At 67.0% G+C, this 13,044-nt stretch carries 7 protein-coding genes; all 7 read left to right on the top strand.

The window, feature by feature from the left end; all coding sequences use genetic code 11:
* Positions 1-69: 69 nt before the first annotated feature.
* The 7 genes from ABQJ54_RS04120 (at position 70) to ABQJ54_RS04090 (ending at position 12,738) form a co-directional block, all read left to right on the top strand.
* Positions 70-2,124 (top strand): alpha-galactosidase, encoded by a 2,055-nt coding sequence (locus ABQJ54_RS04120; RefSeq protein ID WP_367852993.1) that lies wholly within the window; start codon positions 70-72, stop codon positions 2,122-2,124.
* A gap of 16 nt (positions 2,125-2,140) precedes the next feature.
* Complete coding sequence (locus ABQJ54_RS04115) at positions 2,141-4,369, top strand: beta-glucosidase family protein (protein WP_367852992.1); 2,229 nt, start codon at positions 2,141-2,143, stop codon at positions 4,367-4,369.
* A gap of 210 nt (positions 4,370-4,579) precedes the next feature.
* Positions 4,580-6,046, top strand: coding sequence for a hypothetical protein (locus tag ABQJ54_RS04110; RefSeq protein ID WP_367852991.1), 1,467 nt, complete (start codon positions 4,580-4,582; stop codon positions 6,044-6,046).
* Positions 6,047-6,072: 26 nt separating this feature from the next.
* Positions 6,073-7,815 carry an alpha-L-fucosidase gene (locus ABQJ54_RS04105; RefSeq protein ID WP_367852990.1) on the top strand — a complete coding sequence of 581 codons (1,743 nt, stop codon included), beginning with the start codon at positions 6,073-6,075 and terminating at the stop codon, positions 7,813-7,815.
* Between the two features lie 6 nt (positions 7,816-7,821).
* On the top strand, positions 7,822-9,042 hold the full coding sequence (locus ABQJ54_RS04100; RefSeq protein WP_367852989.1) for a purple acid phosphatase family protein: 1,221 nt from the start codon (positions 7,822-7,824) through the stop codon (positions 9,040-9,042).
* Between the two features lie 16 nt (positions 9,043-9,058).
* Positions 9,059-10,528, top strand: a complete 1,470-nt coding sequence (locus ABQJ54_RS04095) for a GH1 family beta-glucosidase (RefSeq protein WP_367852988.1) — start codon at positions 9,059-9,061, stop codon at positions 10,526-10,528.
* Positions 10,525-12,738 carry an alpha-N-acetylglucosaminidase gene (locus tag ABQJ54_RS04090; protein WP_367852987.1) on the top strand — a complete coding sequence of 738 codons (2,214 nt, stop codon included), beginning with the start codon at positions 10,525-10,527 and terminating at the stop codon, positions 12,736-12,738. Before ABQJ54_RS04095 ends, ABQJ54_RS04090 begins: the two co-directional genes overlap by 4 nt.
* Positions 12,739-13,044: the final 306 nt, after the last annotated feature.

Below are 13,044 nucleotides of genomic sequence, written 5' to 3'. Positions count from 1 at the left end.
TCAATGGCATCGCCGGGCTCGTCCTTGCGCCAACCGGCCGATGCCAGTGCACCAACACGAGAGGCAACCATGGCAGCATCGCGTCCGCATCCCCTTCGTCCGTCGCGCATGAGCGTGCTGGCTTCCTGTCTGCTGGCCGTGCTGGCGGGTCTCGGCGCGGCGCATGCCGAGGACAGCGTCGCCACCGGCAGGCTGGTGCTCCAGCCCGGCGCGGCGGCCTTCGCCGACCAGCAGGGCGTGGAGAGTTTCGGCAATGCCGCCATCGAGGCGCGGTGGAAGCTGGACGGCAAGCATCTGGTCGACATGACGGTGACCGACCGCGTACATCGCCGCACGTTCGCAGTGCCGGCGCCGTTCGCGCTGGTGATGGCCGACGGCGGCACGATCAAGGCTTCCGACATGAACCTGCTGTCGGCGCCGAAGGTGGTGGCACTGCCGGTGGATGCGCAGGCTTCGCGCTACTCCTCGCGGATTCCGGGCAACGCGGTGCAGGCCAGCTTCGGCGATGCGGACGGCCGCTTCCGCGTGGACTGGAAGCTGGTGCAGCGCGACGGCTCGCCCTATCTGCGCGAGGAGGTGAGCATCACCGCGCTGAAGCAGGACGAGAAGATCGCCAAAGTGTCGCTGCTGCAGTCGAGGGTGGAGGCCCCCGAGGTGGCGGGCACGGTGAATGGTTCGCCGATCGTCGACGGCGACGTCTACCTGGGCTTCGAGAACCCGTTGTCCGACAGCACGGCGTACCACCGCGAAGCGAGGTTGACATTGTCGCGCACGCTGCCGCTGGAGAAAGGCAAGACGGTGGTCTATTCGGCCGTGGTGGGCGTGGTGCGCGACGGCCAGCTGCGCCGCGACTTCAACAGCTACGTGGAACGCGAACGCGCGCACCCGTACCGCACCTTCCTGCACTACAACTCCTGGTACGACATCGGCTACTTCACCCCGTACACCGAGGCGGAGGCGCTGGACCGCATCAATACCTTCGGCGAGGAGCTGCATGTCAAGCGCGGCGTGAAGCTCGACTCCTTCCTGTTCGACGACGGCTGGGACGACCGCAGCGGCAGCTGGAGCTTCAGCAAGGACTTCCCGCACGGCTTCGTGCCGCTGCGCGAGGCAGCCGCGAAATATGGCGCAGCGCCGGGCATCTGGCTGTCGCCGTGGGGCGGCTACGGCAAGCCGCACGACGAACGCATCAGGAACGGCAAGGCGGCCGGCTACGAGATCATCGACGACGGCTTCGCGCTGTCCGGTCCGAAGTACTACCAGCGTTTCCATCAGGTCGTGATGGACATGATCGACAAGCAGGGCATCAACCAGTTCAAGTTCGACGGCACCGGCAACGTCAGCAGCGTATTCCCCGGCAGCCGCTTCGACAGCGACTTCGCCGCGGCGATCCAGCTGATCAGCGACATCCGCAAGGACAAGCCCGACACCTTCATCAACCTCACCACCGGCACCTGGGCCTCGCCGTTCTGGCTGCGCTACGCCGACACCATCTGGCGCGACGGCGAGGACGACTGGTACACCGGCGTGGGCACGATGCGCGAAAAGTGGATCACCTACCGCGACCAGCAGACCTACCAGAACATCGTGCTGAAGGGTCCGCTGTTCCCGATCGACTCGCTGATGCTCCACGGCATCATCTACGCGCAGAAGAACCCGCGCCTCAACACCGACCCGGGCCACGACTTCGCCAACGAGGTGCACTCCTACTTCGCCACAGGCACCGAGCTGCAGGAGATGTACATCACACCCTCGCTGCTCACGCCGCAGGACTGGGACACGCTGGCGGGCGCGGCGAAGTGGTCGCGCGCCAACGCCGACGTGCTGCGCGACAATCACTGGATCGGCGGCGATCCCGGCCGCCTGGACGTCTATGGCTGGGCCGCGTGGTCGCCGAAGAAGGGCATCGTCACCTTCCGCAACCCGGACGACAAGCCGCAACTGGCGGTGGTCGACCTGCAGCGCCAGCTGCAGCTGCCGCCCGGCGTGGCGCACCGCTTCGGCGTGCACGACGTGTGGAAGAGCGGCGGCGCCGACGTGCCGAAGACGCTGGATGCCGGGCACGCGAGCACGATCAGGCTGGCGCCGTTCGAGGTGTTGACGCTGGAACTGACGCCGGACTGATGGCGCCGCATCCGGCATGACGATGCGTCGTCCATGGGGATCGCGGTTCCGCTGCGGCGCCAGTGCACTCGTGCTGGCGTTGCTGCCGGGACTGTCGTACGCCCGTCCGTTGTCGTCATCGCAGCCATCGGGCGTGGACGCGCGCGTCGAACGCCTCGTGCGGGAAATGCCGCCGGAAGCGCTGCACCAGCTGGTGCAGAGCTACTTCATGGCAGGCCAGGCGAAGCAACCGCCCGGCAGCATCGGCGCGGCCGGCTACGTGCCGGCCATGCCGGCCTACGGCATCCCGGCGTTGCAGGAGAACGACGCCGGTATCGGCGTGAACAACTATCCCGTCGGCATCGACGCGCGTGGCTGGCCGGTCGGCGTGCGCGGCAAGGCGGGCGACGCCACGCCGTTGCCGTCGACGCTGGCGCTGGCCGCGACCTGGAATCCGCGTCTGGCCGAGGCAGGCGGCCGCATGATCGCCGGCGAAGCGCGCGCGCAGGGCATCAACGTGCTGCTGGCCGGCGGCATCAATCTCACGCGCGAGCCGCGCAGCGGACGTACCTTCGAGTACTTCGGCGAGGATCCGTGGCTGGCCGGCGCCATGGCCGCTGGGGAGATCCGCGGCATCCAGTCGCAACACGTCATTTCCACCATCAAGCATTTCGCGCTCAATGCGCAGGAGACGAACCGGCTCGCGATCAGTTCCGACATCGGCGAGCGCGCGATGCGTGAGTCCGACCTGCTGGCGTTCGAGCTGGCGATCGAGCAGGGCCGCCCCGGCGCCGTGATGTGCGGCTACAACAAGGTCAACGGCATCTACGACTGCTCCAGCGCGCACCTGCTCAACGGCGTGCTCAAGCGCGACTGGCACTATCCCGGCTGGGTGATGACGGACTGGGGCGGCGACCATGGCGTGACGGACGCGCTGGCTGGCGTGGATCAGGTGTCCGGCCAGGACTACACCGGCAGCGACAGCGGCAAGGGCAGCTTCGGCGCGCCGCTGATGCACACCATCGCCGGCCACACGATTCCCCTGAGCCGCCTGCGGGACATGGCGCGGCGCATCCTGCGCTCGATGCTGGCTAATGGCTTGTTTGACGTGCCGCCGCCGAAACCAGTGGATTTCGCCGCCGACGCCAAGGTGGCGCAGGACGCCGAGGAGCAGGCGCTGGTGCTGCTGAAGAACGGCGCCGCGCAGTTGCCGCTGGATGGCCGCGTGCGACGCATCGCGGTGATCGGCGGCCATGCCGACGCTGGCGTGCTTTCCGGCGGCGGTTCCGCACAGGTTTGGCCGGTGGGCGGCCCGGCGATCAAGCCGGTGCATCCCGACCTGCACGACAGCGCGTCGCCCTGGATCGTCTACGACCCGTCGTCGCCATTGCGGGCCTTGCGGCAGCGCCTTCCCCAGGCGCGCATCGACTTCGCCGACGGCCACGATCCCGCACGCGCAGTGGCGCTGGCGAAGTCCGCCAATGTCGCCATCGTGTTCGCCACGCAGTGGGAAGCGGAAGGCATCGATCTGCCGAATCTCTCCTTGCCGGATCATCAGGATGCGCTGATCGCCGCCGTGGCTGCCGCGAATCCGCATACCGTCGTGGTGCTGGAAACCGGCAGTGCGGTGCGCATGCCATGGTTGCCGGACGTAGCGGCAGTGCTCGAGGCCTGGTATCCGGGGGGACGCGGCGGCGAGGCCATCGCCGATGTATTGAGCGGCCGCACGAACCCCAGCGGCCGTTTGCCGATCACCTTTCCGCGCAACGAACGACAATTGCCGCGCCCGTTCGTCACCGGCGGTGCTTCCGTCGATTACGACATCGAAGGCGCGGCCGTCGGCTACAAGTGGTTCGACCGGCAGAAACTGGCTCCGCTGTTTCCCTTCGGCTACGGCCTGTCCTATACGCGCTTCGCATACTCCGATCTCAAGGTGAGCACCGGGCCGCGCGTGACGGTGAGTTTCACGGTGCGCAACGTGGGCGGACGCGCCGGCATGGATGCGCCGCAGGTTTACGTCGGCATGCCGGCCGCCGACGGCGAAGCGCCGAGGCGGCTGGCCGGTTTCGACAAGGTCGACCTGAAGCCGGGCGGGCAGGCGACCGTGTCGGTGACGATCGATCCGCGGCTTTTTGCAGTGTTCGATGTCGCCGCGGACCACTGGCGCGTGGCTGCCGGGCGCTATACGGTCGAGGTGGGCCATTCGTCGCGCGATTTCACCTTGCGCGGCAACGTGGACATGGAGGCGGCAAGCATCGCGCCGTGAGTGCGGCCAAGGGTGGCTGCCCGTTTGACCTTCGCGATCAGGGACGATCGCAAAAAGCCTTCTGAAGAGTGCGGCCAAGGATAGCCGCCCATTTGATCTTAGCGATCAAGGATGGTCGCAAAGAATCTTTGAAGAGTGCGGCCAAGGATAGCCACCCGTTTGATCTCCGCGATCAAGGATGATCGCAAAACTTAAAGAGGTGCGCAGATCATGGTGAACAAGTCACGCCGCAACCTGCTCAAGGCCGCCGCGCTGCTGCCGCTGGCCGCCGCCTGCGATGGACTGGCCTGGAGTGGTCTGGCATGGGGCGCAGGTGCACCTGCGACGCAGGCCAGCTTCGCGCTGGACATGACCCGCCCGGGGCGGCGCGTCGACCCCAGCCTGGCCAGCCTGAGCTATGAAACGCTGGAGCTGTCCGACCCCACGTTCTTCGCCGCGGACAACCACGGCCTGGTGCACCTGTTCCGCGAAATGAACCCGCATGGCGTGTTGCGCATCGGCGGCAACACCAGCGACGACACCGTGTGGGGCGGCTACAAGGGCAGCATGCCGACCTACGTCCCGCGCAGGCACGGGAAGCTGCTGCAGCCGCATGTGTTGAAGCCGGAAGGTTTGCAGGCGCTGGCCGGCTTCGTGCGCGCCACCGGCTGGAAGCTGGTGTTTGGCGTGAACCTGCGCATCGGCTCGCCGGAGATGGCGCTGGACCTGGCGCAGACCGTGCAGCGCCTGGTGGGCGATCAGCTGCTGGCGATCCAGATCGGCAACGAGGCGAACAACTACGAGCCTGACTACACCGCGTTCGATACCGCGTGGACACCGTATGCCAAGGCGCTGCGTGCTGCCGGCCTGCCGCTCGCCGGGCCGGATACCGGCGCGAACACCGACTGGGTGATCGAGTACGCGAAACGCCACGCCAGGGAGAACGTATTCCTCAGCCGGCACTATTACCGCGAGGCTGCGGAGAACGGCTCGATCCCGGACATGCTTGCCGGCGATCCCGGCTTCTTCGGCGAAGTCGAGCAGATCATGCGGGCGGCGGACCAGTACGGCTTGCCGTTCCGCATCTCCGAAGGCAATTCCTATTACAACGGCGGCCGCGACGGCACCAGCAACGTGTTCGCCTCCGCGCTGTGGGGCGCGGATTTCATGCTGGCGCTGGCGCAGCGCGGCGTGGCGGGCATGCACTTCCACGGCGGTACGCTGAACTCGGTGGAAGCCTCGCTGGGGCGCGTGGCGAAGGCGCCCACGGGCGGCGACATCGTGGCGCAGCGCGATGCGATGGCCTCGCGTTATTCCGCCATCGCCGGCAGTCGTGCGCTGGGTTACCAGCCGCGTCCGCTGTTCCACGGCATCACCTTGGCGCAGCGTTTCGCCGGCGCACAGATGCTGCCCGGCCGGCTCGATGCCGGTGGCGCCAACCTCACTGCCTACGCGGCGAAGCAGGGCGATGCGGTGCTGGTCGCGCTGATCAACAAGGATGCGCAGCGCGATGCTGCGGTCGCGTTGAGTGGTTTGCCGCATGGCGCGAAGGGCGAACTGATGCGCCTGCGCGCACCTGCGCTGGACAGCCGCCGCGACGTGAGTTTTGCGATGGATGGCCATGTGTCGGCCGACGCTGGCGGTGCGTGCCGCATCGCGGTACCGAAGGGCAGCGCCGCGTGGCTGCGATGGGCATGAGCGGCCCCATGGGGATAGGAGGACGAATGAACATCATCGTGCGAACGGCATTGGCATTGGCGTGCCTGCTTCCGGTGACCTTGTTGGCCGCCCCGGATGCTGTCACCGACCGACCGTTGCCCCTGGCAGGACCGCGCCCCAGCGCCGCCACCGTGCAAGCCTGGCAGGCACGCAAGTTCGGCCTGTTCATCCACTTCGGCCTGTATTCGGAACTCGGCGGCGTGTGGGACGGCAAGCGCATCACGCAGGGCTACAGCGAGCAGATCCAGTCCTTCGCGCCGGTGCCGATCGACCAGTACGAGGCGCTGGCCAAGCGTTTCGATCCGGAGAAGTTCGACCCGGACGCCATCGTGGCGTTGGCGAAAGCCGCGGGCATGAAGTTCATCGTGATCACCGCCAAGCACCACGACGGCTTCGCGATGTTCCACACCGCGCAGGATGACTACGACATCGTCGACGCCACGCCATACAAGCGCGACGTGGTGAAGGAGCTGGCCGACGCCTGCGCGCGGGCGCACATGCCGTTCGGCGTGTACTACTCCACCATCGACTGGCACTGGATGCACGGCCAGTATCGTCCCGACAACGACAACCCGATCACGCCCGCGCAGGCCGATTTCAACGTGGCGCAGATCCGCGAGCTGATGAGCCATTACGGCCCGATCAGCGAGGTGTGGTTCGACATGGGCAAGCCCACGCCGGCGCAGAGCGCGCGCTTCGCCCGCACCGTGCACGAGCTGCAGCCGCAGACCATGGTGTCCGGCCGCGTGTGGAACCACCAGGGCGACTTCAGCGTGATGGGCGACAACAGCGAGCCGGACGAGGGCATGGAAAAACCCTGGCAATCGCCCGCGTCGATGTTCCCCGAGACCTGGGGCTACCGCTCCTGGCAGGTGCGCGACGACCTGCCGGGCAAGGTGCGCGAGAACATCGCACGGTTAGTGCGCGTGGTGAGCGGCGGCGGCAACTACATCCTCAACATCGGCCCGGAGGGCGATGGCTCGGTGGTGCCGTACGAGGCCGGCGTGCTGCGCGACATCGGCGCATGGCTCAAGCCGCGCAGCGAAGCGATCTACGGCACGCACGCATCGCCGTTCCGGAAGCTGGATTTCGGCTACGCCACGCTGGGCGACCACACGTTGTACCTGTTCGTGGAGAAGCCGCCGGCAGACGGCGTGCTGCACTTGCCCGGCGTGGTCGATACCCGCTTCGGGCAGGGACGCGTGCTGGACGATGCGCAGGCGGGCGTCGGCAGCGTCGCGGTCGATGCGTCAGGTGCGAGCGTGAAAGTGGGCGCCCTGGCCAAGGCGGGCTACATGCCGGTGGTGGCGATTCCGTTCGACGGTTCCCTGCACGTGCGGCCCGATGCCGTGGCGCCTGGCGCGGATGGCCGCGTGGATCTCGCGGCCGCGCAGGCCGGGCATTTCCTCAACTACAACGGTTACGGCTACGACGACCCGTCCACGCTCTACAAGCTGCGCTGGTATGCGCAGGCCGGCGCGGGCGACTACACACTGACCGTGCATTACCGCGACGCACATGCGCCGGCGCAGCTGGATGTCTGGGTGGACGGCCATCCCCGCACGCTGGCGCTGCCGGCAGGCAAGGGCAACGCCAGCCTGCGCGTGAGCCGCGACCTGCGTGCCTTCCCGTATGCGATGCAGGTCGAGCTGACGCCGGTGGCGCCATTCCACAAGGGCGACCGTCTGCCGGCAACCATTGAAACCGTGGAGCTTGCGCACGCGGCTGCACCGTCGCATGGAGGATGAAGATCGATGTTCCATGCACGTTCGAGGAAACCATCCCGCCGACCGCGCTTCGGCTTCGCCCTGATTGGCCTGCTGCTGGCCTTGCCCGCACTGGCTGCCACGAAGCAGGCGCCCCCCTTCCACGATGACGAGGCGGATGCGCCATACAAGGTGTGGAACAGCACGCCGGCGATCACCATGCCGCCGCTGCTGCTCGACGTGTCCGGCACCTCGGTGGTGGTGGAGTGGATGACCGACAGCGACAGCGACGGCTGCGTGCGCTATGGCGAGCGCGGGCTGGACCACACCGCAGTGGCCGAGCACGACGGCCTGCTCGACGTCGGCACCTTCCACCGCGTGGTGATCGACGGCCTCGAACCGGGCCACAGCTACCAGTACCAGGTGGCTTCGCGCCGCGTGGTGGTGGTCAAGCCATACTGGCCCGAGCGCGGCAACACCGTGCAGGGCGAGACCCTGCGCTTCACCACGCTCGATCCGGCGCGTGACAGTGCTCGCTTCGCGGTGATCACCGACACGCACGAAAAGGTCTCGCGCATCCATACCCTGCTCGGCGAGATCCGCAAGACGCCCGAAGATTTCGTGGTGCACCTGGGCGACACGGTGAACTGGGCGGCTGGCGAACAGCAGCTCAAGGACGTGTTCCTTGCGCCCACCGCGGAGGATCTCGGCGGCATCACGCCGCTGCTCTACGTGCATGGCAACCACGAATACCGCGGCCCGTTCGCGCGGCAGCTCGGCCCCTACCTGCATGCGCAGAACGGCCGCTACGACTATGCGCGCGACGACGGCCCGCTGCACCTGATCGCGGTGGACACCGGCGAAGACAAGCCCGATGACACCAACGTCTACGCTGGGCTCAATGATCTGCGCGATTACCGCCGTGAAGGGCTGGTCCGCTTCGGTGCGGCGCTGTCCGATGCGCGCACGCGTAGCGCGCCGTTCACCGTGGTGCTCGGCCACCAGCCGGACTGGGGCTGGACCGGCGGCGACAACGCGAAGTGGACGCAACTGGCCAACCAGGCGCACGTCGACCTGTTCATCGCCGGTCACCTGCATTATTTCAAGCACATCAAGCCCGGCGAGCAGGGCAACGACTTCCCCATCCTCGTCGTCGGGCAGGACCAGGTGGCGTGGGTGGAGGCCACCGACACCGCGCTGAAGGTCAGGGTGACGGACAACCGAGGCAAGCTGATCGACGCGTTCACGCTGGCGCGCAAGACCAAATAGACACAGAGGCCCACGCATGAATCCCATCCTGACGCGCCGGCAATTCACCAAGGCCATCGGCGGCCTTGCGGCGGCATGCACTCTTCCGCTGGCGGCAAAAGCACAGGCAACAACCGCCGCAGCCGCGGGTGCGCAAGGCAGCACCGCGAAACGTGCTTTCCCCATAGGCTTCGTGTGGGGCACCGCCACGGCGGCCTATCAGGTGGAAGGCGCGGTCAAGGTGGATGGACGCGGCGAATCGATCTGGGACGTGTACGCGCACACGCCGGGCAGGATCGTGCATGGCGACACCGCCGACGTGGCCGACGACAGCTACCACCGCTACCCCGAGGACATCGCCCTGATGCGCGGGTTGGGCGTGGGCGCGTACCGGTTTTCGGTGGCCTGGCCGCGCATCTTTCCCGATGGCACGGGGCGCCCGAATGCCAAAGGTGTGGATTACTACAAGCGCCTCGTCGATGCGCTGCGCACGGCTGGCATCGAACCGTATTGCACGCTGTACCACTGGGACCTGCCCGAGGCACTGCAACGCAAGGGCGGCTGGCAGAATCGGGACACCGCCAAGGCCTTCGCCGACTACGCCGGCTACATGGCCGGCCAGCTCGATGGCCGCGTGCAGCACTTCATGACCATGAACGAGATCAGCACCTTCATCGGCAACGGTTACGGCAGCGCGTCGATGGCGCCGGGACTGGGGCTGAAAGGGCAGGCCTTGGAGCAGGCGCGGCACTACGCTTTGCTGGGCCACGGCCTGGCCGTGCAGGCGATACGCGCGGCCACCCATGCGAAGACCAGGGTGGGTTCGGCCGAAGGCATCAACGCAGCCATGCCGGCTTTCGACGAACCCGAGCACGTGGCTGCCGCGCGCAAGGCCGCGGTGGAGGAGAACGCCGGCTACCTGACCGCCATGCACACCGGTCGCTACACCGATCTGTACCTCAAGACGCTGGGCGCGGACGCGCCGAAGTTCACCACCGAGGAGATGCGCATCATCGGCAGCAAGACCGATTTCCAGGGCCTCAACATCTACACCGGCGACTACTACATCGCGGCCGACAACGAGCGCGGCTACGAGGCAGTGCCGTTCCCCTCTTCATATCCGAACATGCAAAGCAGTTGGATCCAGTTCGCGCCGGGTGCCATTTACTGGGGACCGAAGCTGATGGCGGAGGCGCTTGGCATCAGCGACATCTACATCACCGAGAACGGCACCTCCAGTACGGCAGCACCGGACACCCAGGGGCGCGTGCTGGACACCGATCGCGTGATGTTCCTGCAGCAATACCTCGGTGAGCTGCAGCGCGGTATTGCCGATGGTGCGCCGGTGCGTGGCTATTTCCTGTGGAGCCTGCTGGACAACTTCGAATGGAGCCGGGGCTATTCCGAACGCTTCGGCATCACCTGGGTGGATTTCGCCACGCAGAAGCGCACACCCAAACTCAGTTCGCGGTTCTACCACGACGTGATAGCAGGCAACGCGATATGAAACGATGGCTGCAACCATACCTGGTCTGCCTGCTGCTGGTGTGTGCCAGCATACCTGTCGCCTTCGCAGGCGAGCCGGCAAAGCCGGCCTTCGACACCGCGCCGGCGCGTGCGGCGTTGCAGCGCCTGCTTCCGCGCTGGCAGACGCAGTTCACCCTGGAGACGCTCGATCCCCTGAAAGGGCCGGATCGTTTCGTGATTCACGGTACGTCCGGACACATCGCCATTGCGGGCACCACACCGGCGGTGCTTCTTGCTGGTGTGGAAACCTATCTGCATGAAGTGGCGCACGTTGACATCGGCTGGCCGGGCGACAGCCTTTCGCACCTACCTGCCATGCTGCCGGCGCCCGACGCGCCGATAGAGCGCTGGGTCGTAGTGCCGGATCGCTATGCACTGAACGATACCGACGACGGCTATTCCAACGCCTACCTGGCCTGGCCGGCGTGGGAGCACAAGATCGACCTGCTCGCCCTGCACGGCGTCGACGAAGTGCTGATAACGGTTGGCACCGAGGAGGTATACCGCCGCACCTTCCAGGATTTCGGCTACAGCGATGCGCAGATGCGCGCGTGGATTCCCGCCACCGCGCACCAGCCATGGTGGCTGCTGCAGAACATGTCCGGCTTCGACGCGCCGCTGTCGCCACGGCAGTACGCACGGCGCGTGGCGCTGGCGCGGAAGATCGTGGCGCGCCTGCGCGAACTGGGCATCACGCCAGTGTTCCCCGGCTACTTCGGCACCGTGCCGCCGGGTTTCGCGGCGAAGCACCCCGGTGCGAACGTGGTGCCGCAGGGCAGGTGGGCGGGCTTCACGCGCCCTGACTGGCTCGATCCGCGCGATCCGCTCTACGCCAAGGTCGCGGCGGATTTCTACCGCCAGCAGCGTGCGCTGTTCGGCGACAGCACGATGTACAAGATGGACCTGCTGCACGAAGGCGGCCGCGCCGGCAACGTACCGGTGGCGGATGCCGCGCGCGGCGTGATGGCCGCGCTGCAGGCCGCGCATCCGGGCGCGCGCTGGGTGCTGCTGGGCTGGCAGCACAATCCGCTGCCGGCGGTGCTCGATGCGGTGGACAAACGGCGCCTGTTGATCGTCGACGGCCTGTCCGACCGCTACGGCAACCTGGATCGCGAGAGGGACTGGCACGGCGTGCCGTATGCCTTCGGCAGCATCCCCAACTTCGGCGGACATACCACGCTGGGCGCGAATGCGGACGTGTGGCTGAAGCGCTTCGCCGCTTGGCGCGACAAGCCCGGCAGCAAGCTGCGCGGCATCGCCTGGATGCCCGAGGCCAGCGGCATCGACCCGGCGGCGTTCGCGCTGTTCACCGCGCTGGCGTGGTCGCATCCACCGAGCGATGGCTCCGAATGGTACGAAGAATCATCATGGTTCAAGATGTATGCCGACAGCCGCTACGGCGGCGCCGACGCGCATGCCGAAGCCGCGTGGCGCATCCTCGGCGAAACCGCCTACGCGATGCCGTCCAACGGCGACTCGGAGCCGCAGGACAGCCTGTTCGAGGCACGCCCATCGCAGGATGTGTCCACGGCGGCGAGCTGGTCGCCCAGGGCGATGCGCTACGACGCCGGGCATTTCCAGCAGGCCATCTGCGAACTGCTGCAGGTGGCGCCGGCGTTGCGTGATACCAGCGCCTGGCGCCACGACGTGGTGGATGTGGCGCGACAGACGCTGGCCAACCGTGCCCGCGTGCTGCTGCCGCAGATCGAGGCAGCCTACGGTGCGAAGGATGCCGCACGTCTGCATGCACTCGATACCGAATGGCTGGGCGACATGGCCCTGCTCGACCGCCTGCTCGCCAGCGATCCGGACTTCCTGCTCGGCAACTGGCTCGCACCGGCACGTGCGGAGGCGGGCAACCAGGCCGAAGCATCGCAGTTCGAATACGACCAGCGCGCGATCATTACCGTGTGGGGCGGACGCGAAGGCGCCGACGAGGGCGGCCTGCACGACTACGCCAACCGCGAGCTGTCCGGCCTGGTGAGCGGTTTGTACGAACCGCGCTGGCGGCGTTTCTTCGCCTCGCTGGAACAGTCGCTGGCCACGGGCAAGCCGCCTGCAAAGATCGACTGGTATGCGATGGAGCATGCGTGGGCCGTCTCACGCACGGCAGAACCAACGGTGCCGCAGGGTGATCCGTGGCAGCTGGCGTCCAAAGTGACGCAGCGGCTCGGGGTATGCAAGCCGTGAGCCTGTCATTGAAAGAGATATATCTCATGCATTTGGCTGGGCGCACGTTGTTTGCACCGACGTTGCCGAGTGAATCCCTCTCCCTCCGGGAGGGGGCGGCAGCAGCCGGGAAAGGGTTCGGTCGAAGCAAGGCGCTACGGCAAGTCCGAACCCTCACCCCCAACCCCTCTCCCAAGGGGAGAAGGGCTCTACGCTGCCGACTTGCCGCAACTTTGCTGATTGTGATGTTGCCGTTCGCATCCCGAGCGCAGACCCTGCATGTCGCGCCGGCAGGTTCGGCCAGCGGCACTTGTGACACAGCATCGC

Source organism: Rhodanobacter lycopersici, from assembly GCF_040812335.1.
GTDB classification, from domain to species: domain Bacteria; phylum Pseudomonadota; class Gammaproteobacteria; order Xanthomonadales; family Rhodanobacteraceae; genus Rhodanobacter_A; species Rhodanobacter_A lycopersici.
The sequence above is the reverse complement of the archived record's forward strand: the minus strand, read 5'-3'. Positions and strand labels throughout refer to the sequence as shown.

Bases quoted from the DNA above. Each gene is read 5' to 3' on its own strand.
- ABQJ54_RS04120 (WP_367852993.1), top strand. From the start codon at position 70: ATGGCAGCATCGCGTCCGCATCCCCTTCGTCCGTCGCGCATGAGCGTG.
- ABQJ54_RS04115 (WP_367852992.1), top strand. From the start codon at position 2,141: ATGACGATGCGTCGTCCATGGGGATCGCGGTTCCGCTGCGGCGCCAGT.
- ABQJ54_RS04110 (WP_367852991.1), top strand. From the start codon at position 4,580: ATGGTGAACAAGTCACGCCGCAACCTGCTCAAGGCCGCCGCGCTGCTG.
- ABQJ54_RS04105 (WP_367852990.1), top strand. From the start codon at position 6,073: ATGAACATCATCGTGCGAACGGCATTGGCATTGGCGTGCCTGCTTCCG.
- ABQJ54_RS04100 (WP_367852989.1), top strand. From the start codon at position 7,822: ATGTTCCATGCACGTTCGAGGAAACCATCCCGCCGACCGCGCTTCGGC.
- ABQJ54_RS04095 (WP_367852988.1), top strand. From the start codon at position 9,059: ATGAATCCCATCCTGACGCGCCGGCAATTCACCAAGGCCATCGGCGGC.
- ABQJ54_RS04090 (WP_367852987.1), top strand. From the start codon at position 10,525: ATGAAACGATGGCTGCAACCATACCTGGTCTGCCTGCTGCTGGTGTGT.